Raw genomic sequence first — 25,350 nt, forward strand, 5'->3', positions numbered from 1 at the left:
CTGCTTTTTCGTACGGACAATAGTATACCAGATTCGTTAGGATTGGCGTATAAATCCAATCATAGTGAAGGAGGACAGTGTATTCACTGTCCTCCCGTGCGCAATGGCTATGGGTATAGCAGCTCGCCGCGTTCCTTAAGATCACTCAAGTAATTGGCCTTCAGCATGGCATCCGACAACGTATACAGCGTATCACCCGCATACATAATTCGTCTGACAGCCTTCGAATAGTTGTAGCTATACATGCCGCTCTTCAGCATTTCCTCATCTGACAGATGCGTAATTCGGTCTCTCAGACGGAAGCCCTTCTCCAGATCGATGCTGTACACATAGGCGCCCTGATAGGCGAACTGGCCGTGGGCGAATGAGTCTGCGTTCCCCTCAGCATCTTTATCCTTGATCTCATAGAGCGTGACAGGGAAGGCAAGCAGCCCTTTTTCTTTGGAAAACAACAGCGCCTTGTAGTCGTTCAGCAGCTCTGATTGAGTGCCGATGTCTCCGATGATTTCCTTGAACTTCTCTTTTGGACGGCTCACATCGCTGACATCGAACAGGGCGATCTTCATTCCTGTGGCTATTGCCCTTGTATCATTTGATCCGAAGCCTTTGATTTCGGTTGTGTCCTTGCCGAAGCCGATCAGATGATTCTCGTCATAAGGATGCAAATAATCGCTGTAACCCGGAATCTTAAGCTGGCCAAGAATCTTCGGCTGCTGCGGGTTGCTCAGGTCAATGGCAAAGAGGGGATCGACGTTGCGGAAGGTGACCATATAGGCTCGTTTCCCCATGAAGCGTACCGAATACATGCGTTCGCCCGGCGCTATGCCGTCCAGCTTCCCGATAATACGAAGCTTCTCATCCAGGATGTAGATCTGGCTGGACTCGCCCGGATAATCGGATGTGAGATCGCCATTCGTCAAGGCTACACGGAAGTAGCCCTCATGTTCATTCATTGAGAACGGATCGGTGACATAGCCGGGAACGGTCCCTTCTCCCATATAGAGTACGCTGCCGTAATCCAGCCGGAACTTGTGGAACTTCGTAACCATTTCAAAATCTTTGTCCTTTGTCTTATACAGCAGTTGGGACACATAAAGATGGCGCTGGGAGACAAAAATTTTATCACCCGATCCCAGATAAGCCGATATTTGAAGCTGGCCTTCCGGCTGGCCCAGATCGATGGCACCAACGAGCAGCACCGAATAGTCGATGATGTCGGGGAAGTAATGAATATCGTCAAGCGATACGTTCTGCGGCTTATCTGACACTGCTGAATCGGCATAGCCGGGACGCAAGGAAGCAGCCAACTGGTTGAAGTCCGTCTGTTGTCCTGTCATGGCATCCAGATGAAGTCCTTTTGACTTGGCATATAGGGAATAATTGCGATAGAGCTTATTGGTGATGATGTATAAAGCGTCGCCGATCTTGCGGGAGGAGAGGTAGCTGCCTTCCTGCTCCAGTGTGCGTTTCAGCTTGGGCCGACCGCTGCTCTGAAGGTCGTAAATATAGGATCTTACCGATTGCTTCATCGGTGACGGCAGCAATAGCGGCATGCTTTCGGCTTCAGGCATAACGGTAGTTTGCTCGCTTTGCGTCTGAATCGTATCCACGCCATAGTCTGTCGTATAGCCGATTACGATCAGGCGCGTATCGTCTACATACAGCTGTTCGGGTTGGAATTGTTCTTTCGAGCTGTACGTTAATTCGCTGGCTAGACGCGGCTGGTCAGGGTTGGAAATATCCGTAATGACGACGCGAGAGCCGCTGATCTGATAGATGAACCGGCCGTCGGTCTTGGCCCAATCGGCTTCGTCTACGCCGCTGACCTGAATGTTCGTTTGAGAATAGTCGGTGCCAGGTGCCCCGGCTTCTCCATTAGCTTCTGCTACTGGCGGAGCTGAACTATCTACGGGGACTTCTTCTTTGCCTTGGATGGATAATCCCGGAAGCGAGATGATGGCGCTGTCATCAGTCGGAGTCGACTTCAGCAGCTCGATCAGCTTCTCTTCTGTTCCGACAGCCGGTAGCTCCAGCGGCTTATCGATATGGACTGTACGCGTCTGGCCGTCCCATGTCACAACAGTTCCGAGCGCTTCGGATATCGCCCGGAGCGGGACGAACGTGACGCTGTTGACGGTACGCGGGGCGGCAGTGAGCGCGATGGTTCTTCCTTGCGCAAGCATCCCCTTCGAGCCAATCGTAAGCAAGGCTTCACGTTCGCCTTTGGTCAACCGAATGGTCTGCTCCCCGTTTTTCTTGTCGTACGTAACCTTTGCCCCCAATGCTTCAGCAATCTCCCGAACGGGTACGAGGGTAGAGCCTTGTTCAATATAGGCGGGCGCCGCAAGCGGCAGCTCCTTGCCTTCCAATTCGATGCGAATCGGCTTCGGTGATGCAAGAGCTTCGCTTGTGGCCGTCCATGGAAGCGACGACGGAAGACATAGTGCGATCGCCAGGCAAGCCGCCAATAAGGCAGTTCGCTTCATGATTGTTCCTCCCTTTTTGATCAATAAGGTGATGCCAGTCTTCTCCGTGTCAGAATCCCCGGTTGCTATCCTCTTCAACGCAAAAACCTTTCCAGAAGTTACAATTCCCATCAGCAAAATCATGCTGTTAGGGTTCGTGCAATTCTGATCTCATCTCCCTTCACATGGTAAGGGAAACCATTTTTGTGCGCAAGATCTTTCGAATTTTTTGGAATTGGGCTTGACGATGACCGGTAGAAGTTATATGGTTAGTTACATAAGTAATGAACCACATAAGCAAAGAGGTGATGACGTGTTCGATGAACGAAGTCCGATCTATCAGCAGATCGCTGATCAAATCAAGGCTGACATAGTATCCGGCGCATTGAAGGAAGAGGAGCAGGTGATGTCGACCAATCAGTATGCGGCGTTTTACCGGATTAATCCGGCTACGGCGGCGAAGGGCTTTCAGCTTTTGACGGAGGAAGGCATATTGTATAAGAAAAGAGGGATTGGCATGTTCGTAAGTGCAGATGCGCGGCAGACGCTGGTTCAAGCGCGCAAGGAACGTTTCTTCGAGGAAGTTGTTGACCGGATGGTCGAGGAAGCGAGACAGATCGGCGTACCGATCACAGATATATTGAACCATATTGAAAGCCGGAAGGAGGGCGAGGGACGATGACGCTAGGCATAGATATAAGAAGCGTAGGCGTTCATTACGGACGTACCGTAGCGGTGGACAATGTGTCCTTCAGACTGGAGGGCGGCAAAATCTATGGTTTGCTTGGACGGAACGGATCGGGCAAGACCAGCCTGCTGTCGACCCTAGCTTCCTTTAGGCAGCCTTCAACGGGTGAAGTGCTGATTGGCGGCAAGGTTGCATTCGAGAATGCGGAAATTATGAGTCAGGTATGCTTCATTCAAGAAAATGGCCATATGACGGACGGCTACAAGGTAAAGGATGCAATCAAACTGGCCGCAAGCTGCTGGCCGAATTGGGATGAGCAATATGCGAATCATCTGCTGAATCTGTACCAGCTTCCGCTGAAGAAGAGTATCTCCAGCTTGTCGAGAGGCATGAAATCGGCGCTTGGCGTTACGCTTGGCCTGGCGAGCCGGGCTCCTGTAACGATATTCGATGAAGCGTATCTAGGAATGGACGCTCCTACCCGGTATGCCTTTTATGACGAGGTGCTGCGTGATTATATGGAGCATCCGCGTACCTTCATTCTTTCGACACATCTGATCGAGGAAGTGGGCAATTTGTTCGAAGAGGTGCTCATTCTGGATAACGGACGATTGCTCTTGCACGAAGAATCGGAATCGCTGAGACAACGGGGCGTCTCCATTACAGGACCTGCTGAGCGGGTGGATGAATATGTGATTGGATTGCAGGTACTCGGAGAGCAGAAGCTTGGCAGAACCAAGTCTGTGACGGTATACGGAGAGTTGAATCAGGAGCACGTGAACCGCGCGCGTAAGGACGGACTGGAGCTTGGACCTGTGCCGCTGCAAGATCTGTTCGTACATTTAACGAAGAAAGGAGGCGGGGGAGTATGACAGCGAAGCGAAAGCACCCTGTACTCATTGTAGCAAGCAACCTATGGAACGGCTATCGGCTCTCGCTTATTGGATATTGGATCGTATTTGTGGCGATCTTTGTTGGCATTCACTTGGGTCTGCCCATCAATCTGTCAAAAGAGTTGGGAGTGGGACAGGGCATCTGGACAGGCGCCAGTATCTCGCCGAAAATATACCTTCTGGTGATTGGCATACTGCTGACACCCGTATCCTTGTCGAGCTTCGTCTCCAGCGGCATAACCCGCAAGCATTTTGTAGGAGGCGCTATCCTATTCACCATGCTGATGTCACTTATAAGCGCTGTAGTGATGATCATCGGTTTCCCTGTGGAGCGCTTGCTGACAGATTGGTTCGGAGGGCAGGAGATTCTGGTTACACCTCCGCTACTGCAATCCGGCGTGGAGTTCTTCCTCGGATTCCTGGGTTATTTCGCTATTGGTTGGATGATCGGGAGCAGTTTCTACCGTTTTAACTGGAAGAGTGGCATAGCCATTTCTATCCTCTCCCTTGTCCCTATTATCTTAATCGAAATGGTGAGCGGTACCGGACCGATCGAGCTGTTCGGTTATAACATGACAGGGCTGTCGATGTCCTTTGTAGTAGAAATGCTGCTCGTTCTGCTCATCGTCGGCATCATAATGGCATTGAATTATGGCATGCATCGTACGGTGGCCATCAAGCGCAAGTTGATCTAAATGTTGTACTCCATTATGTCCTGATGCTTATCACTTCTTCACGGGGTGAGAGGCAATCGGGACATTTTTTTTGCAAAACAGCCCATTTAGACTGTTGCTATTATATTTGGAATAGAGGAAAATGTTAGTAGGAAATTTTGCAGAAGATTGTCGAATTATGAAAAAAATATCAACGTGAAGAGGTCGGTCAACGGTGTCTATTATGGGGGAAACACGAGGATCTATATATAAAGTTGCCATTGCATTAGTTCTTTTGTCCTTGCTAGTTCCGGGGGCCCAGCTTTATGCGGAAGGCAAGGAGCAAGTCAATGCCATTACGGATTGGCAAATGCTCTGGGAGAAGCCCGGTGAAGAGATGACGATCGAGCAAGTCACCTCGTTAGGCGATCAAGGTGGATGGTTCCCCGTTAAGGCTGGCGAGGAGTATCCTTCCCTTCCCGACGGAATTAAATCGGCATGGTTAAAAATCCAATTACCTGAATTGAATTATAATAGACCGGCTTTGAATATTACCAAGCTCTATGCAAAAGACATGCTTATCTACATTGATAATAGCGTAACTATGGAGCGACATAGAAATTATTCATACGATATTAACGAGGTAATCGTTCCATTATCAAATATTGAATCTTTTAAAATTATATATGTGAAGATTGTTGTGAACATTGAAAGATTAGGATTACAAAACTCAATTGAGATTGGAGAGTTTGATGATTTATACAAAAACTATATTAAGTTTGATTTAATTGATGTGGTTTTAGGGACGGGTTTGATTTTTATTGCATTCTTTATGATGGTAAGCATGTTATTTTTAAATCGCAGATTCCTGCCAGGATGGAATTCGCTATTTATGGTGATGTTGACAATTGGGGTTATGATTTTTACTTATTCTTCATTTGTTGATAAGTTCTTTCCCGAGTATGGTAGATTAGTGTATATCCTTTTTGATATTGCCTCATCGTTATTAATTCCCGCATTATTTTCATTTTTTGAAAAAATATTTGGGAGTGGACCTTTTGGTTTAATTTCAAAATATAAAACGATTCAAAAGTACATTGTAGTTGTGTATTTATGTCTTTTAATAGCAAGCCTATATTCTGATGAGATATCTCAGATTTATTATAGTGTTGGTTTTATCGGGTTTACGATCTCTATTTTGATTGGTAACATAATACTCTTGGTCTCATTAGCTTATCAGTTTAAAAGTAAAAATAAAGAAGCCATGATTTTATCTTCAGGAATATCCATATTTGCCGGAGTAGTTCTCATAGAGTTAATATGGTACATCTACAATAATAAATTATATAAAATGTTCTATTGGAAAATTAGTATTTTATTTTTCTTAGCCTCTCTTATTATTATTTTAGTTCGCAGAGTAATGCATAATTATGAACAAGCTATACAATATTCAAAGCAAATAGAGATTTTTAATAATGAACTTCAAAGATCCGAGAAGATTGAATTGATTAGCAACTTAGCTGCATCAATAGCGCATGAAGTACGAAATCCTTTGCAAGTAACAAGAGGATTCTTGCAATTATTAGGTCGAAAATCAAATGAAAGAGATAAAAGCTACATGACTTTGGCAATAGATGAGTTGGACAGAGCATCAGAGATTATTACAGACTTCCTTACTTTTGCAAAACCAGACTTAGGCGAAGTAAATCAAATTGATGTATCTGAGGAATTGCAACAAATAGCAGCAATCATAGCCCCATTAGCAACAATGTCAGGCGGGTCCTTAAAATTAAATTGTGATGAAGGGTTATTGATTCGCGGTAATTCATCTAGATTTAAACAAGCCCTAATTAACATTATTAAGAACAGTATTGAAGCTTTGGGTGAGAATGGAACCGTTGAGATAAATGCATATAAAAATGAAAATAATGATGTTGTTATTGAAGTTAAAGATAACGGAGAAGGAATAGACCCAGAAGATTTAAAGAGATTAGGAGAACCCTATTATTCAAAGAAAACTAAAGGTACGGGACTAGGCCTCATGGTTACTTATCGAATAATAGAAGCAATGAATGGAAATTTAAAGTTTCAAAGTACAAAAGGTATAGGAACAGAAGCTTGCATAACCATTCAGTCAGCATAAAAATAAAACCGTTGATCTCGAATAGAATAGGAGATCACGGTTTTTATTTATTAAATCCATCTTGGTCCACAGACTTGAGTGGCAGCGCTATCTTTATCGTCCGGTTTCTTAGGCAGAACCAGGTAGAAAGTATCATTCGTTTCTTCCAGTACTTTGAGGTTGAATTCAGCAGGAATATCGATACTAAACGCATCTAAAATCGCTGCTTTGGGATCAGTCAACAGTTGCAGTCTGAATGCACTGTCGGACCACGCCTTCTCAATAATCTTTTCTCGTAGTTCCTTTTCGCTTGGCACCGTAATCATCCTCTCAAATATGTATAGGATTACCAAGACTAGGATAGCATGATTATTCGACATTTACTACAACTTTTTTACTATATTCTACACGTTTCTAGTCTTGTGGTTCTAGGAGGATGGACTTGTGTGTCGTTAGCGGAAAAAGTTAATGCCGCCGCCCAGCGCTTTTCGTTTCGTCGTTTCGATCCCGTCCGCTATTTGGCGAAGGCTGCTTACCATATAGTGATGGTATTCTTCGATGGCAGGGATGCGATGGCCAAGCTTCATCAGCCTGTCATGATTGCGACTTGCGATATCGGCATATCGGTTCATACAGCCGAGCACGTAGATGCGCGACCGGACAGCTTCTTCGGTCAGCGTACTATAGGTTAAGCCCGTCTCGGAAGCAATCAACGCGAGCAGCCCGTTATAGCTGCCTTCAGACATATCCTCCTGCCAGTCCGCCCAGTCGTCCAGCATTTGCAAGGTCATCAGAGCCAGGTCGACCGATTGCTCGACTTCAGCAATGCGGTCCTCGGTTCCGGCAAGCAAGCATGCGCCAACAGCTGAGATTTTCACGGGACCTGCCTTTCCGGCTGTACGAATCGGATCATGAACAAAGTAATCCGCTTCCGCCTCATTCACAACACAATCCGCCCAGGCTGTCACGTAGCGGTCGTAGTAGGCCCAAAACGGACTTTCTGAAGGGAACAGCTCCCGGAACAGAGCGTACATCTCCAATTGCAGGAGGCTTGCCAAAGAAAGTTGAGACTTCACCCGCTCGATCTGCGTACTATCCATTACATCATCAAGAATAAAAAAGTAAAGCATGCCATATATATTGGCAAGCGCCAGACTATCACACTGCTCGTCCGAGATGCCGGTCATCTCCTGCATCCAGTACGGCAGCAGGACGCATATGTAGTCTTTGCCCTTATCCGAATCATCCAGCGGATTATAGTTCATCGCATACGCATGCCCAATGTCACCAAGCGGGCGAGGGAACTGTGCAATTTGCAACTGCGCTTTTCGGAATACGGAGCTCAAGCTGTTAACATGTCGTTGGTACCAGTCCATCGTAACCGATCTCCCGTTCATGAATAGAGTAGGATATAAGGAAACAAGCTTTTTTTCCTACTATATCATGGCCGCAGGCAAGGCTCCTACAAATCCTGACAGAATATGAATTTATTTTGATGAAATCTTTTGTTTGATAGGTTGAGGAAAGCTGGAAAATCCAGTAGAATGAAGAAGGACTGATGACGTTCATCAAATTTTCACTTTTCTCTTTCATGAGAGGCTGAGCACAACTGGACTAAAGTCGAGGGTCATCTATTACCTGAGCAGGTTAATAATTTTGCGTTTCCTGCATTAAAGTTAATACCTAGAAGAGTTCTTTCATGTGGAGGTCAGAAAGTCATGAACAGAGATAAAGAAATATATGTATTGCTAACCGATACCGGAACCGTCTTAACAAAAATTATAAGAACCTTCACGAAAGATCCGCTGAATCATGCATCTATTGCTTTTGACAAGGATTTGGACGAAGTATATAGCTTCGGCAGGAAGAATCCAAGCAATCCTTTCTTCGCCGGATTCGTGAAAGAAAATGTGCGGGGCGATTTTTTCGAAGAATCGATGTGCGCGCTGTACCGCTGTAATGTGAGCCAAGCGACATACAATAGCATTCGTAACCAAATACAGCATTTCGAACAATATCAAGATTTGTACAAATATAATTTGGTAGGCATGCTTGGTGTTGTGTTCAACATCGAGTGGGAACGGCGCTACGCCTACTTCTGCTCTCAATTCGTTGCTACGGTGTTCGAGAGAAGCGGTGTGAGTCTGGTAGACAAGTCACCACTGCTAGTGACGCCTGGCGATCTGCAGCATACGCCGGAGCTGGAGCTGGTCTATCACGGAAGACTGCATTCCTATACGGGCTTCGAGAGCATACCGGCAGCCAGCGCATTCCGTACCGCTTAATCCAAAAGATCTCTGCAGCAGAGGTCTTTTTTTGTTGCCATATGATCTGCTCTGCTCCCAGCCCATTCGAAAAGAATAGGTTTATTTTTCATGCGACAATTTAGCAATTTCAATCGGTTTAGCAAATTCCACAGCCTCAAAACCCTTGATAGGACTGGATTTAGGGATACAATGTTCGTAAAGCAGAGCAAAAAGACGATAGAAATGAAAACGCTTTATTTACGATGCCGAGAAACCCTCTATACAATGTGAATCAGCCGGATGACGGTGAACTGCACTTATCAATCAAGCCAAACCATACCACAGGGAGGAAACAGAAATGTCAAAGAAGCTGATGACAGTTGTACTTGCTTTGACGCTGGTTGTATCGATGCTCGCAGCTTGCAGCAGCGGCAACAGCGGCGGCAATAGCCCGAGCGTGACGCCGACACAGTCGCCATCGCCGACGAGCGACGGAGGCAACGACGGGGGAGAAGCGGTCAACCCATACGGGGATACAGGAGGGCTGACGCTCCCGCTCGTAGATAAGCCAACCACGCTGACCTGGATGCTTGTAAGCGAGAATCCGGTCAATGACAAGCTTATCGTGAAAGAAATTGAGAAACGTACAGGTATCAAGCTCAATATTCAGAATTACTCCTCGGCCACCTACCAGGATAAGCTGCGGATGACGCTTGCTTCAGGCAAGCTGCCGGATATCTTCCATGGTCTTAAGCCGGCTGAGCTGAAGAAGATCGGCCAGCAGAACGCCGTGGTCGCGATCAACGATTATGCAGACATGCTGCCGAACTTCAAGAAGCTGTATATCGACGAGAATACGTCGGTTATCGCCTCCCATGGCGATCAGAATGGCAAGCTGTACAGCTGGCCGATCTATAATATGAACCGCGACGTCAATCATGGCATGATGTTCCGTCAAGACATCTTCGACAAGCACGGAATCCCGGAGTGGACGAATACGGATGAGTTCTATGACGCGCTCAAGAAACTAAAGGAGCAATACCCGGATTCGTACCCCATGGCATCCAAGACGAAGGAATACATTTTCCGCGATCTGGCTTATGGCTGGGGGCTCGGGGGAGCAAGCTATCCGGCCTATTATGATGAATCGGAGAAGCTGTGGAAGTTCGCTTCTACGCAGCCGCAGCATAAGGAAATGCTCGATTTCCTGAAGAAGCTGTACGATGAGAAGCTGCTTGATCCCGAATTCCTGACCGACACGCCGGATTCCTGGACGTCGAAGATGACGACAGGCAAGTCGTTCGTGACCTGGGACTGGATCGGACGCCTGGACTTGTTCTACAACCAGATTAGCGCGGATAACCCGGAATACAATTTGCGTTACGGTAATCCGATTGGACCGACAGGCAACAATAGGACGCTGCCTAAAATCGATACGAGCTTCGGTATTGCTGTCGCTAACAATCAAAACAAGGAAGCGGCACTTAAGCTGCTGGATTATTTGACGAGTCCGTCAGGCGCCGCGCTTGTTACGCTGGGCGTGGAAGGCGAGACGTTCAGCTTCGACGCAAGCGGCAAGCCGGTCTATCCGGAGCTGTCTGATCTTCCGCTGGTTGATATTAAAGTGCTGGAAGACCGTTACGGATTATGGCTGGAAGGCATGTATCTGGCTCCTGACCGCCGCTCCGTCTATTATAACTTCACCGAAAAGGAACAGGAGGCGCAGGACAAGATCGTATCGGCGAACAAGTTCGAGCCGATGGACCCTGAGCTTAATCTGACGGATGAAGAAATCGCTATTGTCGCGGAATACCAGGTCGCGCTGGAGAAAGCGGCCAATGAGTTTAATGCAAAGTATATCCTGAACAAGTCGTATGGCGAGAAAGAGTGGACGGAATGGCAGAAGACAGCAGAGAAGCTGGGCGAGAGCAAGTATATGGAAGTCTACAACGCGGCTCAGAAGCGACTGGACGCTGCAGCGAAATAACGATCGGTTAGGATGATGCGAGCGGCGTCTGTCCCAATTCACAAGCGGATGCCGCCGCCATCCTCGTTAGGAGGGAACGGCACATGCCAAGTCCAGTCACGGGGACGACGGTCCAGAAGCATAAGAAGCGTTCCGCTTCATTCCGATCGCGGCTGCATGCGACTTGGAAGCATATGAAGCGCGACCGGCAGCTTCTGATTCTATTTATTCCGTGCATTGTATTTTATCTGCTGTTTCGCTACGGTCCGTTGTACGGACTGATCATTGCCTTCAAGGATTACAGCGTCTTTCAAGGCATAATGGGAAGCGATTGGGTAGGACTGAAGCATTTCACCAAGTTTTTTACGAGCGATGATTTCTATCTCTTGTTCAAGAACACGTTATTACTGGGTTTCTATTCGCTCCTATTCGGATTTCCATTTCCGATTATTCTCGCGATTCTGCTTAATGAGGTTCGGGTGAAATGGTTCAAAAAATCGGTGCAAACCTTCACCTATCTCCCGGCCTTTCTATCCGTGGTCATTATCAGCAGCATGATCATTGATTTCTTGTCGCCGGGCAGCGGCATTATTAATCAGATCATCGCATGGCTCGGATTGGAGAAAATCTACTTTCTCATCCTGCCGGAGTGGTTCAGAACCGTCTACGTTGTATCTGATATATGGTCGACCGCCGGCTATGAAGCGATCATCTATTTGGCTGCAATCTCAGGCATTAGCCCAACGCTGTACGAAGCGGCGAGGGTGGACGGCAGCAGCAGACTGCGCAGCATCTGGCATATTACGATACCGGGCATCTTGCCTACGGTGCTCATCATGTTCATTCTGAAGACGGGCTCGATGATTCGCGTCGGCTATGAAAAAGTGCTGCTGCTCTACACACCAACGACCTATGAGGTAGCAGACGTCTTCTCAACCTTCGTCTATCGCAAAGGCTTGCTGGAGACGAACTACAGCTATGCTGCGGCGGTCGGCATGTTCGAAGCGCTGATTGCTATGATCATGCTGCTAACCGCTAATTTCATCAGTAGAAGGCTAGGAGGGCGCGGCTTATGGTAGGGGAATCGAGAATTACGCTATTTGGCGTGTTCAATGGATTGGTGCTCACGATTGCGGCTTTGGTGACGCTGTATCCGATCGTCTATATATTCGCGATCTCGCTCAGCGGCACGTCCCAGGTCATTCAAGGGAACGTATGGCTGTATCCAATCGACCTGAATTTCAATGCGTATGTGGATGTGCTGAAGGATGCCCGCATTCCGCGTGCCTATCTGAATACGATCTTTTATACGACGCTGGGCACTTCCATTAACCTGCTTGTAACGGCGATTGCCGCATATCCGCTATCGAAGCCTGATTTCCTGTGGCGGAAGTATTGGATGTTCGGGATTGTGCTGACGATGTTCCTCAATCCCGGCATCATTCCGAACTACTTGATCGTCTCCGAGCTTGGCCTGACGGATACGGTCTGGTCGCTGGTCATCCCCAATGCGATCTGGACGATGGAGCTTATTATATTGAAGAGCTTTTATGAGAGCATGTCCTCGCAAATCCGTGAAGCCGCGCTTATTGACGGCGCTTCGGAATACCGGATCTTGTTCAACATCGTCATTCCGCTGTCGAAGCCGGCGCTTGCCTCTATCGGCCTGTTCTACTTCATGGGGCATTGGAACAGCTTCTTTCTGCCGATGATTTATTTGAATGATTCGGATATGTATCCGCTCCAGGTCGTGCTTAGAGATATGCTGATCTTTAATGAAGGCAGCGGGGCGAGCTTGGTGGATGCCTCTGCGCTTGCGCCGCAAGCGAAGAAGAATGCCACAATTGTATTGTCGATGGTGCCGGTATTGCTCATCTATCCGTTTGTGCAGAAGTATTTTGCCAAGGGCGTAATGTTGGGAGCGGAGAAGGGGTAATTCATCTCGATGTAGAAATAGATGGGATACAGCATGAGAAGAAAGGGTGGCCGACAGGATGAAGCGACTATTGAAAAATCAAGGGACCTTCCAGATTTTCTTCGCTATGCTGCTTGTCATCGGAATCATGGTGATCTCCATGTACTATCTCTACAGAAATTCAATCTCGGGCATCTATGACCGGATGACGGAAAACAATTCGTTAGCCGTGAAGGCGATGATCGGCTCCTTCGACAACAACTTCCGATCAATCAACAATCTGATTCATTCCATTCATATGCTGCCCTACAATGTGCTGGAGCCGGGCGAAGACGGGCATGTGGATATGTCGGATGTTTATTTGCTGCAAGACAATCTGTCATCGCTTGTGTCTTCGGTCGACTTTATCGAGGATGCGGTCATCTTCTACGATGATCAGGAACTCGTCATCACATCCACAGGGACGAGCAGCATGACGCAATTTTTCAACCAAAAGTACAAGCATGACCGGTTCAATGCTACCTACTGGCGCACTTATATGAAGGAGAGAAATTCGTTCAAGCTGTTTCAGGGCGATTACTACCGCATTTCTTCGGATACATTCAAAGAAACGACCAAAAAGCTCATGATTGCAGCAGGCGGCAATAAAGTGAGATTGTCCAATAAAAATGTCATGCTGCTTATTAATGAAAAGGCATTCATGAAGCAAGTCAGCCAGAATCTGATGATTCCAGGCGCTTCGCTCATCGTTCTCGATCAGAATCAGCAAGTCGTGTACAGCACCGATTCGGCGCTTAATATGACCGGGATGATGGAAGAGGTTTATTTGAGCTCGACCCAGGAAACCTCGCTGACACGGGAAAATTACGAATATCATTTCTATAAATCGGATTTTAACGAGTTTATCTATATCGAGAAAATTCCGTTCCAGTTCCAGAACATCGATTCCGTCTCGCAGGCGAACCGTCTTATTATGTTTACAGCTATCTTATGCGCCATCTTGCTGTCCATCCTGCTTAGCATCTATCTGAACAAGCCGGTGAAGCGCATCCTGCATCAGCTTGGCGGACGGCATAGCGGTAATGATTTTGCGAAAATTCTTAGCGGGATCAAGCATATGCAAGCGGAGAACGACACGTATAAAAAACAACTGGCTTTTGTCGATGGAGAGGCGCGCAGAGGCATTCTATTGCTGGCGCTGGATCATCGCGAGCTGTCGGCTGAGCATGAATTGCTCATCCAGCGTTATGAAGCGGATTTCTTCCTGAACAAGCAGTTCGTCATGGTCATGTTCCGCTGGAGCGCTCCGGCACAATCGGGGGATGGGACACAAGCATCGGCCGAGTCGATTGCGGAGCTGCTCCGGACGGGGCTGCGTGAGAGGCAGGCTATGGCGAACGTCTACCATGAGCGAGAGCTGCAATTCCTGGCGCTGATTGGCATCAGGGGGGCAAGCGAGCGAGAAACCTTGTTCAAGCTGCTCGGATTGCTGCTCGGACAGCTGCAGCAGGGTGAACTGTCCGGTTATACCGGAATCGCATGCGTAAGCAAGGTATATCCATCGGAGCTTGCTAATTGCAGCAGGGCCTATCAGAGCCTGGCGAATGCCATGGCCTATCGGCATGTGAATGAGCGGGCATCGATCATTGATGCGAGCAAGCTGGAGTATGAATGGAGCATGCCGCTTCCAATCGAGAAGCTGGAGAAGCTGGCCAGCTTCGTGATGAACGGCAAGCTGAAGGAGAGCAAAACAATCGTTACGGAGACGATTCGCGAGACGGCGGAGCGGAATGTGCATCAGCACCAATTCGCTTATATCGCGAAGTCGCTGTTCTATGCCATGGTTCGCCACGCAGCCCCTTCCGCCAACCGGAATGATGAGTTGTACTTGCTTGAAAGTGAGTTTCTCCGCACTGTAGAGTCGGGGGCAAGCCCGGAGAAGCTGGAGCAGCTTCTGCATGATGCGGCGCAGCACATCGTTCATCACAGCGAAGCGGCTGAACCGGCGAGCAAGCTGAACAAGGCTTACGTCTCTCAGTACATCGAACTGAACTATATGCGGAATTTGTATCTGGATCAGCTGGCAGAGGTAACGGGCACTTCGCCTAAGTACTTCTCCAGCTACTTCAAAAAAACGTTCGGCGTCAATTATGTGGAGTACTTGAACAAAGTGCGGCTGTCCCATGCGCGTGAGCTGCTTAAGCATTCCAATTACAGTGTGTCGGAGATCGGAGAGAAGACGGGATATTTGAACTCCTCTACCTTTACGACGACGTTCAAAAAATATTACGGCATCTCGCCGAGTGAATATCGCAAGCAAAAACAAAATACGGGCTGACAAGCATGGGAGGCAAAGAAGATGAAAGCAGTTGCCACGCAGCACGGAAAGATCGTAATCGCCGATATGGCGGTAGCGGAGACGCCGCCGGGCCATGTGCTTATTCGAACGGAATATTCGGCGATCAGTCCCGGCACGGAGATGGGGTTTGTTACTCGCGGCTCAGATACGCTCACCCCGCTAGGCTATAGCGCTGTGGGCATTGTGGAAGACGTGGGCGAAGGCGTAAGCGGCGTGCAACGGGGCCAGCGGCTCGCTTGCTACGGCGTGCCTTATGTTCGACACGCCGAGTGGTTGAATGTGCCGACTAATCTGACGGCCGTCGTGCCTGATCATGTTGATCCGAAGGAAGCGGCCTTTGCGGGACTCGGTGCGATTGCTGTTCATGCGCTGCGCGTAGCGGATCTTCGATTTGGCGAATCAGCGATTGTCGCGGGACTTGGTACGCTTGGCAATCTGATTACGCAGATTGCCAGTGCTGCTGCGATTCGGACCGCCGGCATCGACGTCACCGAAGAACGTGCGGCCATGCTGAGAAGCCAGGGCTATCCGCATATGTATCACGATGCAGCGGAGTTAACCAGCAATCTTAGCGATGCGGCAGGAGCAGGGGGAGCGGACGCGGTATTGTTATGCGCTGGTGGTCCGGGCGAATCGCTGATTAATCAGGCTTTGGAGTGGATTCGGGATCGCGGCAAGGTCATCATTGTCGGTGATCTGTCCATGACGTACTCCAGAGCGCTCATGTTTGCCAAGGAAGCCCAGATTCTGATCTCGCGGGCTGGCGGTCCGGGACGCTACGACAAGCAATATGAATTGGAGAACCGGGATTATCCAAGCGGCCATGTTAGGTGGACGGAAGGCCGCAATATAGCGGAATACATCCGCTTGCTGGGAGAAGGGCGCATCTCGATGAAGCCGTTGATTACAGATATCTATCCGCTAGAGCATGCTTCGGAAGCTTACGATAATTATAGAAGTACGGGGAAGTCAATTGCTACGCTGATTCGCTACGAAGCGGACGAATCATAAGTAGCGGGCAGTACTGACCATAGTAGGTTAGGAGTTCCTAATCGAAATCGCCAATGTAACCATAAGATAGGAGATGATGTTATTGTCCGGTTCTGTGATCAAGAGTAACGAGACGGTATTGTTTATCGGGGACAGCATAACTGATGCTGCCCGCGACTATCATGACCCGCATAGTCTGGGAAGCGGCTATGCGTTCATGGCGGCCGGTCTGTTCGGCGCTATGTATCCTGAGCTTGGCGTGAAGTTCTTAAACAGAGGTATCTCCGGCAATCGCGTTATCGATCTGGAGGGCCGCTGGCAGGAGGACTGCCTTGCGCTAAAGCCTGACTGGGTTAGTGTCATGATCGGTATTAATGATGCGATGAGACGCTATGACCGTGATCAGCATCTGCCGACAGAGACCTTCATCGGCATCTACCGGAAGCTGCTTCTGAAGACAGTGGAGACCTGCGGATCGAAGCTTATCCTCGTGGAGCCTTTTGTACTCCCTCATGCGGAAATTCACCGGCAATGCCGTGAGGATCTCGATCCGAAGATTCATGCGATTCGCAATCTGGCGGAGGAGGTAGGGGCTATCTATGTGCCGCTGGACGGCTTGTTCGCGCAAGCGAGAGCAAGAGCCCCCATTGAATATTGGGCGCCGGATGGCGTCCATCCTACACCGGCCGGACATGCGTTAATGGCTAGAGCTTGGCTTCAAGCGGTTGGAGCCAGCGGCCCCCTCTGAGTGCTTGCATGACTGTGAACGCAGCTGTACAATAGATTACCACGTACCGTTCGAACGGCGCGGTCATGCAGACAGATTCAGGAGGGAAGAAACCAATGAGTGGATTCACATTAGAAACACCCTTTTCTATGAAAGGACTCCAGCTTCGCAACCGCACAGTTATGGCACCGATGTGTCAATACAGCGTTACGAAGAAGGACGGGATCGCCAATGAGTGGCATTACTTGCACTATACATCCCGTGCGCTAGGAGGCATTGGCCTTATCATCGTGGAGATGACGAATGTCGAGCCTGACGGCCGGATTTCCGACCAATGTCTGGGCTTGTGGTCCGATGACCACATTCCGGCGCTGAAGCGTATTGTGGACGCTGCGCACGCGCATGGCGCCAAGATCGGCATCCAGATCGCGCATGCAGGACGGAAAGCGCAGGATGCCGCACAGCCTGTAGCGCCATCGGCTATCGCTTTCGACGAGACGTACAAACAACCGCGCGCTCTGACGACGGATGAAGTCAAGGATATGGTCAAGAAATTTGGCGACGCCACCCGCAGAGCGGTAGAGGCAGGGTTCGATACGATCGAGCTGCATGGCGCGCATGGCTATCTAATGCACCAATTCCATTCGCCGCGCACGAATACGCGCGACGATGAATACGGACAAGACCTGACGTTATTCGGCCGAGAGGTCATTGCTGAAGTGAAGAAGCATATGCCGGAAGATATGCCGTTATTATTACGCATCTCTGCGCTCGAATACGTCGAGGACGGCTATGGCATCGATTACGGTATCGAGCTATGCCGCACCTATCTGGAAGCGGGCGTCGACCTGCTTCATATCTCGACGGGCGGTGAAGGTACGCCGACACCTGCCAAGCGGCCGAAGGTAGAGCCGGGCTTCCAGTTGGAAGCTGCACATGCGGTGAAGGTGGCGCTGGGCGTTCCCGTAATCGCTGTCGGCATGCTGGACGATCCTCACTTCGCGGCTGAGGTGCTCGCGACAGGCAAGTCCGATCTGGTCGCGATTGGCCGCGGATTATTGCGCGACCCGTATTGGGCCATTCATGCGATCAAGGAAACGGGAGGCGACTTCCGCGCGCATGTGCCGACAGCCTATATCCGTGGTTACTAAGCTTCGATTATGAATTTAGGAGCTGGCTGCTCGTCCACATGACGAGCGGGCCGGCTCTTTTTTTGCTCGCGCGGGATCTCCTCTTTGCCACTAGACTATTTGGATTAATTGTGAGAATCTTAACCTAAGAACTGGAGGGATCGTTCATGAAGGGACAAGGCATACTGATATCGGCATTCGCATTTGCGCTGGTCATTGCTGTATTTGCAGTCATCAATGTGGATCAAGTGCAAGTTAACTTTCTATTCGCCAAGACGAATACGCCGCTTATTCTGGTTATTCTGGTATCGACATTGCTTGGCGGTCTGACGGTAGGCTTGTTCGGCATGCTGCGCATTTATAAGCTGCAGAAGACGGTTAAGTCACTGGAGAAGCGTATCGCCGAGCAGCCAGACGCATCGGATAAGTTCGAAGCGAGCTTCGCATACGACGCGAAGGAGAATGAAGCTTCCGAGGAACAGCCGGAGAGCCAGCCGGATGGAGAAGACGAGAGCAAACGCTAGGGTGTGAGAGCATGAAAGCCATCTATACATATGCAAGACATGAGGATGAAGCGGAGTTATGTGGGCTAGAGCTTCACTCTATGTTCGGTGACGAGGCGGCTATCGGTCACGGCATCGTATCGTCGGCAAGCGAAGTCTCGCCGTCTGTGAACAGAAGTCCATTCTTCAAGCGACGCATCGAGGTTATCGAGGAAGCGGCGAGCATGTCGGAACTGACCAAGCGTCTGGCCCTGCTCCAGCCTATCAGCGGAACTTTCAAAGTGCTGTATACGGAAGGAGACGAGCATCACGCTTATGAAGAGCGGCGAATGCTGGAGAGAATGGCGGGTTCGGTGCTGAAGGGGCAAGCGGAGATGCGCAGGCCGGACAAGCTCTTCGGGCTGATCCGGTATAAGGGAAGCTGGCTGTTCGGTCCTTGCGAGGACGCTGAATCGCATTGGCTGAAGCATCAGGGTAAGCCCCAGAACTATTCCACCGCGCTTCCTACCCGCGCTGCGAGAGCGATCGTGAACATTGCTGCCGGGGAGCAAAGTCTACAGTCCCTGCACATGATCGATCCATGCTGCGGCATGGGAACAGTACTGATCGAAGCGATGTCGATGGGCATCGCAATCGATGGCATTGACCGGAATCCGCTTGCAGTGCGGGGAGCGAGGTTGAACCTGTCCCACTTCGGCTATCCGAATACGGTAAGGCTGGGTGATATGCGGGATGAGACGAAGCGCTATGACGCGGCAATCGTGGACATGCCTTATAATCTATGCTCCGTCTTGCCGGAGGAGGAGTCGCTGGATATGCTGCGCGCGGTGCGCAGAATAGCAGGTCTGGCGGTAATCGTCACCACGGAAGACATAACGGAGCGTTTCAAAAAAGCGAATTTCCGGTTAAGGAATCAGGTAAGGCTGACGAAAGGCTCTTTTACACGATATGTAAGTGTAGTAGAATAGAATGGATTGGAGCATAAAGCGAGGTGAACCCTATGTCTACGAATGAACAAAACGAAGCTCAGCCATCCAAGGCGCTAAGTCAGGCCGAGCGTGCCAAGCAATTGCTGGCTCAGAAGAAACAAGCTGCATCTGGCGGCAAGCCAGGCCAGAAACACCTATCTACGGGGACTCAGGAACTGAAGAGCCAGAACACCAAAAAGGTTAACAACCAGCGCAAAAAAATGGGCGTATAACACGCAATATCACCTGAACGGGACGTCAGCCGCGTATGCGGATGGCGTTCTTTTTATATTCGCGGATTCGCATCTCGCCGAATGGGTGAATAGGATATAGCCTAATCTGTCGTGTGAACGCTATCAATGGCATACACGCATGGGTAATAACGATATTGGGACGTATAGCCGGGTTACAGGTGTGGTCGGAACTGACAGCGAATTTCAAGAATGATTATCCCGGAGTCCCCGCATAATGAGGATAACGATTCACATCGATTATTCACTGGAGGGATTCTCTATGGCAGCCAATACATCGTCGCTCCGCGTCTATCTGCTTGCCGGAGTAAAGACAACCCCTTGCGCCTTTAACGAATGCCAAGCCAGGCTTACTGAGCAGCTGCACTCTGAGGGAATCGAGCATACGATCCAAGTGCTGTTTCCCTATGGAGATGCCAGCCGAAGCTTGATGAGACAACTGCTCGAGGTCAAGACGGATTTGTCCAACCGGATGCGGGCAGGCCGAATCGGCGGCAAATATGTATGGCAGCAGATCAAGGATACCGTCAAAGGTGAGAAGGCGCTGTTCATCGGTCACAGCGGAGGCGGCGCCGCAGCCTATCAGGCCGCTCGAATGCTGGAAGAGGAAGGAACGGTACGGGATTTCCGTGTTGTACAGGTGGGATCGCCTCGCACGCCGATTCACCCAACTTTGAGGGAACGCGTAAGTTATTTTCACTCCATTGACAGCTTGGGCAAGCTGAATGATCCCATCAGCCGAATTGGCAGCTGGGGCGGCTGGACAAGGTCAGGACGAACGATGCCCACCTGGAATAGGCACAAGTATGCACCAGGGTATGTTGAAGGCATTCCGACTGTAGGCGGTCATGCCGATTACTTCCGCAATACGGAGCCGTTCATGGACATGGAGGCGGTATGCAATCTGGATAAGACGATCGGACGGGTGCGGGCGTGGTTGAAAGAATGGTTGTAATCCATTAGACTGGAAGATAAGCATCATTACCAGAAACGATTGCTTCGGCAGTTGGTTGGAAGAGGTGGTTATCTTATGGCTAATACACATACGTTCTCCAAGGGCGAGGAGATTGCTAATGCAATCACACATGGGATTGGAGCGCTGCTCAGCATAGCGGCACTCGTGCTGCTTATCGTCTTTGCATCGCTGAAGGGTACGGCTATGCATGTCGTCAGCTTCACGATCTATGGCTCCGCCATGCTGCTGCTTTATTTGGCTTCGACCCTTGTCCATAGCTTTCCCGTGGGAAAGGCCAAGCGTGTATTCGAGTCGCTTGACCATTCATTCATCTATGTCTTTATTGCGGGCACTTATACGCCTATTCTGTTCCATATCGTTCAAGGCGCGCTTGGCTGGGTCTTGTTCGGCATCGTATGGGGGATTGCCATCGTCGGAACGGTATTCAAGTCGATTTTTCCGTCCAGATATCTGTTCACCTCGACGATTCTGTATATCGCGATGGGCTGGATTATCGTATTCGCATGGAAGCCGTTAACTACGCATCTGGCGCCAGGCGGACTTCAATTGCTCATAACTGGCGGCATTCTGTATACGGCAGGGACCATCTTCTATATGTGGCGCAGCTTTCCCTATCATCATGCGGTATGGCATCTGTTCGTACTGGCGGGATCGATTGTTCACTTCTTTGCGATTCTGCTCTACGTACTGCCGGCATAAACACATCTCTTATTCAACCTCAACAGCTGGACACCAGCCCGGAGGCTCGGCACACATCAGTGCTGCGTCTGCGGGCTTTTCTTTGGCCAGATCGGCGAAATAGCCGGATAAGATATGATTGGCGGAGACGGAGCCCATACGGAAGGAGCGCTGCACCTCGCCTTTCACATGCAAATAAAAATATGTGCCTTTGGTTCTGGGCGACTGATAGACGAGCGGAGGCAAATGAGGGACGATATCGAATTCATTCTGGAAACGGAAGTGTACGGGTACGATGTAATTGTAGGCTTGAACGAACTTCGGATCGCCGACTCGCGGGGCGCCAAAAGTGTAGACCATAGGAGCGGAAAACGGTGTGTTCGTAGCAATATCCAGCGCGGCCAGCGTAGCCAAGGCGCCTCCTAGACTATGGCCCGTAATGAAAAGAGGTTTATCATAAGGAAGCTGCCCAAGCAGAGCATGCACTTGGTCACGCGCAGACATATAAATATCGGTAAACCCTTTATGCGTCAGCCCGGCATTGCGGACTGGACGATATACAGTTTGATGGGCAATGAAATCGGATACCCAATCGACAGCGGAGCCGGTGCCCCGGAAGGCTAATATGGCGCATTGTTCGGATACAATCAAAAAGCCGAATCGTTCCTGGCGCTGATCATAGGCGTTTGCGGCTGAAAATTCCCCTACCAGACTGTATGTGCGGGGGACTAGGAACAAGCCGTCTTCCTTGTTGTTGAATTGTACGTAAGTCTGTCCGCAAATTGCAGCCATAAATAGCGCGCTACCCAGCTCCGGCTCAATCCCACGAGCATGCTCAGACTCTGACATCATCGTTATCCCTCCGTCACAACCGACTGATGAGATAGTGTATGTCGAGAGCCCAGGATAGGTACCAGCGGAGTCCCAATGAAAAACGTTCCCGAATAAATCACGATTACACGCGATTTTTACGGGAACGCTGAGTGTTGGTATGAGAAGAGTCTGAAGGAGCTGCCGTATGAGAGCGTTTGGACGGCTTCTTTCGTTTGCCATGGAGGCGCGAGCGCCCTTCCTGCGCATCGGAAGCAGAATCGGAATCCGTCAGAAGGGGAGGCCCGCCTTTTTTGTTCAGCAGATCGCCGGTCCAGCCTTTCTTATATAACCAGATGTAGATACCGATTGTAATCGCGAATATACTGATTACCATGGCTGCGAATCCCCAAGGATGATTCTTGAAGGGGAGCTTGTCGAAGTTGCTTCCCATAAGCGAACCTGCAATGGTAGCAGGCAGGAACAGCACGGTGAAAATCGTCAGTGTCTTCATAATGTCATTGCCCCGGAAGCTGGATATGGCGTCATCCATGGAGATGAGCGTATCAATCTCCAGCGCATAATGCTTCAGCAGCGACTCGATGCGCTCCAGCTTATGCGTAATCCGGATGAAAGCTTCTTTCTCCTCCAGCGTATCCGTGAATGATTCTTTGGCTGCGCCGTACACCTCGCGAAGCGGAATGAACAGATGGCTCCAATGCAGAAGATCGTAACGTCTCTCGAAGATGACATCGAGTAAGCCGGTCTGATTACGCTGTCTCATCGTCTTCTCCAGCTCGCCGAGTCTTCGCTCGAATCCGTCTAGTCCATTGTGGAAAGTCTCCAGCAGCACGCCCATCATAATGAAAAAAGCTTCCGGCGCAATCTGGCACTCGTCATATTTCAGCGTATAGCTGCCGGATTGCAGCCTGAGCGGGATGCGCATATCCTCATGCATCGTAATGAGCCGACTTCGGGATAACCAGAAGTGGAATGGCTGCACATCGGATTGATCTTCCGTTACTTGAATCATTAAGGTGCCGCATATAAGCGGGCCAATATCCGGTTGATCGTCCACATAGATATGATTGGTTCGTCTGCCCTGGCATTCATCCAGCCAAATGGCACATTCCGGAAACTCGCCTTTCAATTCGGCAATATGCTCTTCAGCTTGTGTCTGCGTCTCGGACATCGAAGGCTTTGGTTTCGCACGTTTCAGTTCAGGAGAGACTTCGCCTCTTGCGGCGGCCTTCCTGCTCGGGAGCGGCTGCTGATCCAGGGACTCGTATCTGGCTTGCTGAACGACATGCCATTCCCAGCCCGCGGGATAACGAAGCATCCGATGAATCATTCTTCCATCCCCCTTCTCCGTTTTCTCCCATATCTACTCAACATCATACCCCGAATTTGGCTAACCGCACAACCTGTCATTCCCGATCTGACGCTATTTGTCAAATTTCTGCCTCAAACGACATATTCGACTGATTCCTAACCGCATTGGGCATACCATCTTTAGGGACAATCACTTCAAAAGAAGGGAAGCGGACGATCTTCATGGCCAAAAAAATTGGATTATTCGAAAGGCAGCAGGATGTCATAGCGGCAATCGGGGAGCTTGAACAAGCGGGCTTCACACCGGGCGAGATGCTTATTCTAACCAAGGACTGGGAGCATTCCAGACGAATCGAGACGGAGACCGATACCCATGTGGAGGAAATGCGTGAGCTGGAGGAAACAGGTACAAGGGGAGGAGAGCTAAGCTATATGGGCCTAGTAATCAATCCAAGCAATGGCTATCCCAATGTGGCGGGCGGATACGGAATGACTTCATTCCTGGGTTCGGCAGGCGGCGGATGGAATGCCAACTATTCCACTGGAGCGCCCCTTGGTTTTATCGATAATAGCAGTACCCGCGCTTATCAGGCTCTCGGGCTTGACAGCAAGGAGTCGCAGCTTTGCTCGGAAGCCGTAAGAGCGGGGGCGATTGCTTTTATTGTGGAGACGGATGAAAGCAAGTCGTTGCTCGACAAGGATGGCGGCCCTGATCTCTCGAAGCTCGGTATTGCAGAAGCGGCTTTCCGCCGCTGCGGCGCGTACCGGATTGCAGACGGAAGCTAAGAAGGTGGGAGAGAAGATGAAGGAGACGCCTAACGATTCCTTATCTTACGGCAGTGACTATCATTACCTTCCGGTAACATCGCTGGAGAGCGGTGACATTCATGAAGTGGCGCCGGATGTTGCGGGATATACGGTTCAAATCGTGAACATCTGTTTCATCGGAAAGCCGGAGCAAGCGGAATGGGTACTGATCGATGCTGGAATGCCGGGCTCGGCAGATGGTATCATCGCTGCAGCAGAGCGGCGATTCGGGAGTGGCAAAGGGCCGCAAGCGATCATTCTGACGCATGGCCACTTCGACCATGTTGGCGCGATTATTGAGCTAATCAGACATTGGCGTATGCCTGTGTACGCTCATCCTTTTGAGATTCCGTATTTGACCGAACGACAGAGCTATCCTGAGCCTGATGCAAGTGTCGATAGCGGGCTGGTTGCCAAGCTGTCACCTTTGTTCCCGACTCGTCCGATTCAATTAGGCGAATATATTCACCCGCTGCCCGATGATGGGACGATCCCGCATCTGCCCGAGTGGAAATGGCTGCATACCCCTGGACATACGCCAGGGCATATATCGCTATTTCGGGAGCAAGATCATGTATTGATTGCCGGAGATGCTTTTGTCACCGTTAAACAAGAATCGCTGTATAAGGTATTCACACAAGAAAAAGAGATCAGCGGCCCGCCTAAATACCTGACAACCGATTGGGAGCTTGCCCATCAATCTGTCCGCAAGCTGGAGGCGCTGAAGCCGCGTTCTGTCATTACCGGACACGGCATGCCGATGAAGGATGACGAGCTTGCAGCTCAATTGACCCGGCTTGTGGATCGCTTTGCCGAAATTGCCGTCCCTCGCCAAGGGAAATATGTCCACTAACGCAGGCCTCTGCTGTAT

Annotated in this window: 24 protein-coding genes; 19 read left to right on the top strand and 5 right to left on the bottom strand. The window is 49.8% G+C overall.

The window, feature by feature from the left end; all coding sequences use genetic code 11:
• Positions 1-107 precede the first annotated feature (107 nt).
• On the bottom strand, positions 108-2,486 hold the full coding sequence (locus AC0YNW_RS17970; protein ID WP_475833096.1) for a beta-propeller domain-containing protein: 2,379 nt from the start codon (positions 2,484-2,486) through the stop codon (positions 108-110).
• 292 nt (positions 2,487-2,778) lie between these two features.
• Between AC0YNW_RS17970 and AC0YNW_RS17975 the strand changes: the two genes are divergently transcribed.
• From AC0YNW_RS17975 to AC0YNW_RS17990, 4 genes are all read left to right on the top strand, one after another.
• Positions 2,779-3,147 carry a GntR family transcriptional regulator gene (locus AC0YNW_RS17975; RefSeq protein ID WP_387471475.1) on the top strand — a complete coding sequence of 123 codons (369 nt, stop codon included), beginning with the start codon at positions 2,779-2,781 and terminating at the stop codon, positions 3,145-3,147.
• Positions 3,144-4,025 (top strand): ATP-binding cassette domain-containing protein, encoded by an 882-nt coding sequence (locus AC0YNW_RS17980; RefSeq protein ID WP_475833097.1) that lies wholly within the window; start codon positions 3,144-3,146, stop codon positions 4,023-4,025. The genes AC0YNW_RS17975 and AC0YNW_RS17980 overlap by 4 nt, the downstream gene beginning before the upstream one ends.
• Positions 4,022-4,741 carry a hypothetical protein gene (locus tag AC0YNW_RS17985; RefSeq protein WP_475833098.1) on the top strand — a complete coding sequence of 240 codons (720 nt, stop codon included), beginning with the start codon at positions 4,022-4,024 and terminating at the stop codon, positions 4,739-4,741. Before AC0YNW_RS17980 ends, AC0YNW_RS17985 begins: the two co-directional genes overlap by 4 nt.
• A 202-nt stretch (positions 4,742-4,943) precedes the next feature.
• Positions 4,944-6,842 carry an ATP-binding protein gene (locus AC0YNW_RS17990; protein ID WP_475833176.1) on the top strand — a complete coding sequence of 633 codons (1,899 nt, stop codon included), beginning with the start codon at positions 4,944-4,946 and terminating at the stop codon, positions 6,840-6,842.
• 50 nt (positions 6,843-6,892) lie between these two features.
• Here AC0YNW_RS17990 and AC0YNW_RS17995 read toward each other — a convergent pair whose 3' ends face one another.
• Both AC0YNW_RS17995 and AC0YNW_RS18000 read right to left on the bottom strand, forming a co-directional pair.
• Positions 6,893-7,138, bottom strand: a complete 246-nt coding sequence (locus AC0YNW_RS17995) for an NHLP leader peptide family RiPP precursor (protein WP_475833099.1) — start codon at positions 7,136-7,138, stop codon at positions 6,893-6,895.
• Positions 7,139-7,273: 135 nt separating this feature from the next.
• On the bottom strand, positions 7,274-8,197 hold the full coding sequence (locus AC0YNW_RS18000; RefSeq protein ID WP_475833100.1) for a hypothetical protein: 924 nt from the start codon (positions 8,195-8,197) through the stop codon (positions 7,274-7,276).
• A 342-nt stretch (positions 8,198-8,539) separates the two neighbouring features.
• Between AC0YNW_RS18000 and AC0YNW_RS18005 the strand changes: the two genes are divergently transcribed.
• From AC0YNW_RS18005 to trhA, 13 genes are all read left to right on the top strand, one after another.
• Positions 8,540-9,106, top strand: a complete 567-nt coding sequence (locus AC0YNW_RS18005) for a hypothetical protein (RefSeq protein WP_475833101.1) — start codon at positions 8,540-8,542, stop codon at positions 9,104-9,106.
• 319 nt (positions 9,107-9,425) lie between these two features.
• Positions 9,426-11,054, top strand: coding sequence for an extracellular solute-binding protein (locus tag AC0YNW_RS18010; RefSeq protein ID WP_475833102.1), 1,629 nt, complete (start codon positions 9,426-9,428; stop codon positions 11,052-11,054).
• Between the two features lie 173 nt (positions 11,055-11,227).
• Entirely contained in the window at positions 11,228-12,112 is an 885-nt protein-coding gene (locus tag AC0YNW_RS18015) for an ABC transporter permease (RefSeq protein WP_387471684.1), read from the top strand.
• A complete protein-coding gene (locus AC0YNW_RS18020) occupies positions 12,106-12,969 on the top strand; it encodes a carbohydrate ABC transporter permease (RefSeq protein ID WP_475833103.1) in 864 nt (287 codons plus the stop codon). Before AC0YNW_RS18015 ends, AC0YNW_RS18020 begins: the two co-directional genes overlap by 7 nt.
• A 58-nt stretch (positions 12,970-13,027) precedes the next feature.
• Positions 13,028-15,286, top strand: coding sequence for a helix-turn-helix transcriptional regulator (locus AC0YNW_RS18025; RefSeq protein ID WP_387471491.1), 2,259 nt, complete (start codon positions 13,028-13,030; stop codon positions 15,284-15,286).
• A gap of 21 nt (positions 15,287-15,307) precedes the next feature.
• Positions 15,308-16,318, top strand: a complete 1,011-nt coding sequence (locus tag AC0YNW_RS18030; protein WP_475833104.1) for a zinc-dependent alcohol dehydrogenase — start codon at positions 15,308-15,310, stop codon at positions 16,316-16,318.
• An 82-nt stretch (positions 16,319-16,400) separates the two neighbouring features.
• Positions 16,401-17,045 carry an SGNH/GDSL hydrolase family protein gene (locus AC0YNW_RS18035; protein ID WP_475833105.1) on the top strand — a complete coding sequence of 215 codons (645 nt, stop codon included), beginning with the start codon at positions 16,401-16,403 and terminating at the stop codon, positions 17,043-17,045.
• Positions 17,046-17,140: 95 nt separating this feature from the next.
• Entirely contained in the window at positions 17,141-18,175 is a 1,035-nt protein-coding gene (locus AC0YNW_RS18040) for an NADH:flavin oxidoreductase/NADH oxidase (RefSeq protein ID WP_387471497.1), read from the top strand.
• 146 nt (positions 18,176-18,321) lie between these two features.
• Positions 18,322-18,678: a LapA family protein gene (locus AC0YNW_RS18045; RefSeq protein ID WP_387471499.1), complete on the top strand. Its 357-nt coding sequence runs from the start codon at positions 18,322-18,324 to the stop codon at positions 18,676-18,678.
• Positions 18,679-18,689: 11 nt separating this feature from the next.
• Positions 18,690-19,625, top strand: a complete 936-nt coding sequence (locus AC0YNW_RS18050) for a TRM11 family SAM-dependent methyltransferase (RefSeq protein ID WP_475833106.1) — start codon at positions 18,690-18,692, stop codon at positions 19,623-19,625.
• Between the two features lie 32 nt (positions 19,626-19,657).
• Complete coding sequence (locus AC0YNW_RS18055) at positions 19,658-19,858, top strand: hypothetical protein (RefSeq protein WP_387471503.1); 201 nt, start codon at positions 19,658-19,660, stop codon at positions 19,856-19,858.
• A 280-nt stretch (positions 19,859-20,138) separates the two neighbouring features.
• On the top strand, positions 20,139-20,831 hold the full coding sequence (locus AC0YNW_RS18060; protein WP_475833107.1) for a hypothetical protein: 693 nt from the start codon (positions 20,139-20,141) through the stop codon (positions 20,829-20,831).
• A 75-nt stretch (positions 20,832-20,906) separates the two neighbouring features.
• On the top strand, positions 20,907-21,551 hold the full coding sequence (gene trhA, locus AC0YNW_RS18065) for a PAQR family membrane homeostasis protein TrhA (RefSeq protein ID WP_387471507.1): 645 nt from the start codon (positions 20,907-20,909) through the stop codon (positions 21,549-21,551).
• Positions 21,552-21,560: 9 nt separating this feature from the next.
• On the opposite strand, the gene AC0YNW_RS18070 is transcribed toward trhA, so the two are convergent.
• Complete coding sequence (locus AC0YNW_RS18070) at positions 21,561-22,382, bottom strand: lipase family protein (protein ID WP_475833108.1); 822 nt, start codon at positions 22,380-22,382, stop codon at positions 21,561-21,563.
• Positions 22,383-22,485: 103 nt separating this feature from the next.
• Positions 22,486-23,691, bottom strand: a complete 1,206-nt coding sequence (locus tag AC0YNW_RS18075) for a magnesium transporter CorA family protein (RefSeq protein ID WP_475833109.1) — start codon at positions 23,689-23,691, stop codon at positions 22,486-22,488.
• Positions 23,692-23,894: 203 nt separating this feature from the next.
• On the opposite strand from AC0YNW_RS18075, the gene AC0YNW_RS18080 reads away from it, so the two are divergent.
• Together AC0YNW_RS18080 and AC0YNW_RS18085 are read left to right on the top strand one after the other, a co-directional pair.
• Complete coding sequence (locus AC0YNW_RS18080; RefSeq protein ID WP_475833110.1) at positions 23,895-24,458, top strand: hypothetical protein; 564 nt, start codon at positions 23,895-23,897, stop codon at positions 24,456-24,458.
• Between the two features lie 16 nt (positions 24,459-24,474).
• The gene (locus AC0YNW_RS18085; protein WP_475833177.1) at positions 24,475-25,332 is read left to right on the top strand and encodes an MBL fold metallo-hydrolase; all 858 of its coding nucleotides are present in this window, start codon (positions 24,475-24,477) and stop codon (positions 25,330-25,332) included.
• Positions 25,333-25,350 lie beyond the last annotated feature (18 nt).

The sequence above is a fragment of the Paenibacillus sp. J31R120 genome (assembly GCF_056269225.1).

What these genes read in the sequence shown, in the direction of transcription:
- AC0YNW_RS18005 (WP_475833101.1), top strand. Translation starts at nt 8,540, where the DNA reads ATGAACAGAGATAAAGAAATATATGTATTGCTAACCGATACCGGAACC.
- AC0YNW_RS18015 (WP_387471684.1), top strand. Translation starts at nt 11,228, where the DNA reads ATGAAGCGCGACCGGCAGCTTCTGATTCTATTTATTCCGTGCATTGTA.
- AC0YNW_RS17980 (WP_475833097.1), top strand. Translation starts at nt 3,144, where the DNA reads ATGACGCTAGGCATAGATATAAGAAGCGTAGGCGTTCATTACGGACGT.
- AC0YNW_RS18010 (WP_475833102.1), top strand. Translation starts at nt 9,426, where the DNA reads ATGTCAAAGAAGCTGATGACAGTTGTACTTGCTTTGACGCTGGTTGTA.
- AC0YNW_RS18055 (WP_387471503.1), top strand. Translation starts at nt 19,658, where the DNA reads ATGTCTACGAATGAACAAAACGAAGCTCAGCCATCCAAGGCGCTAAGT.
- AC0YNW_RS18085 (WP_475833177.1), top strand. Translation starts at nt 24,475, where the DNA reads ATGAAGGAGACGCCTAACGATTCCTTATCTTACGGCAGTGACTATCAT.
- AC0YNW_RS18070 (WP_475833108.1), bottom strand. Translation starts at nt 22,382, where the DNA reads ATGATGTCAGAGTCTGAGCATGCTCGTGGGATTGAGCCGGAGCTGGGT.
- AC0YNW_RS17990 (WP_475833176.1), top strand. Translation starts at nt 4,944, where the DNA reads ATGGGGGAAACACGAGGATCTATATATAAAGTTGCCATTGCATTAGTT.
- AC0YNW_RS18000 (WP_475833100.1), bottom strand. Translation starts at nt 8,197, where the DNA reads ATGGACTGGTACCAACGACATGTTAACAGCTTGAGCTCCGTATTCCGA.
- AC0YNW_RS18045 (WP_387471499.1), top strand. Translation starts at nt 18,322, where the DNA reads ATGAAGGGACAAGGCATACTGATATCGGCATTCGCATTTGCGCTGGTC.
- AC0YNW_RS18040 (WP_387471497.1), top strand. Translation starts at nt 17,141, where the DNA reads ATGAGTGGATTCACATTAGAAACACCCTTTTCTATGAAAGGACTCCAG.
- AC0YNW_RS18020 (WP_475833103.1), top strand. Translation starts at nt 12,106, where the DNA reads ATGGTAGGGGAATCGAGAATTACGCTATTTGGCGTGTTCAATGGATTG.
- AC0YNW_RS18050 (WP_475833106.1), top strand. Translation starts at nt 18,690, where the DNA reads ATGAAAGCCATCTATACATATGCAAGACATGAGGATGAAGCGGAGTTA.
- trhA (WP_387471507.1), top strand. Translation starts at nt 20,907, where the DNA reads ATGGCTAATACACATACGTTCTCCAAGGGCGAGGAGATTGCTAATGCA.
- AC0YNW_RS17985 (WP_475833098.1), top strand. Translation starts at nt 4,022, where the DNA reads ATGACAGCGAAGCGAAAGCACCCTGTACTCATTGTAGCAAGCAACCTA.
- AC0YNW_RS18080 (WP_475833110.1), top strand. Translation starts at nt 23,895, where the DNA reads ATGGCCAAAAAAATTGGATTATTCGAAAGGCAGCAGGATGTCATAGCG.
- AC0YNW_RS18025 (WP_387471491.1), top strand. Translation starts at nt 13,028, where the DNA reads ATGAAGCGACTATTGAAAAATCAAGGGACCTTCCAGATTTTCTTCGCT.
- AC0YNW_RS17970 (WP_475833096.1), bottom strand. Translation starts at nt 2,486, where the DNA reads ATGAAGCGAACTGCCTTATTGGCGGCTTGCCTGGCGATCGCACTATGT.
- AC0YNW_RS18060 (WP_475833107.1), top strand. Translation starts at nt 20,139, where the DNA reads ATGGCAGCCAATACATCGTCGCTCCGCGTCTATCTGCTTGCCGGAGTA.
- AC0YNW_RS18075 (WP_475833109.1), bottom strand. Translation starts at nt 23,691, where the DNA reads ATGATTCATCGGATGCTTCGTTATCCCGCGGGCTGGGAATGGCATGTC.
- AC0YNW_RS18030 (WP_475833104.1), top strand. Translation starts at nt 15,308, where the DNA reads ATGAAAGCAGTTGCCACGCAGCACGGAAAGATCGTAATCGCCGATATG.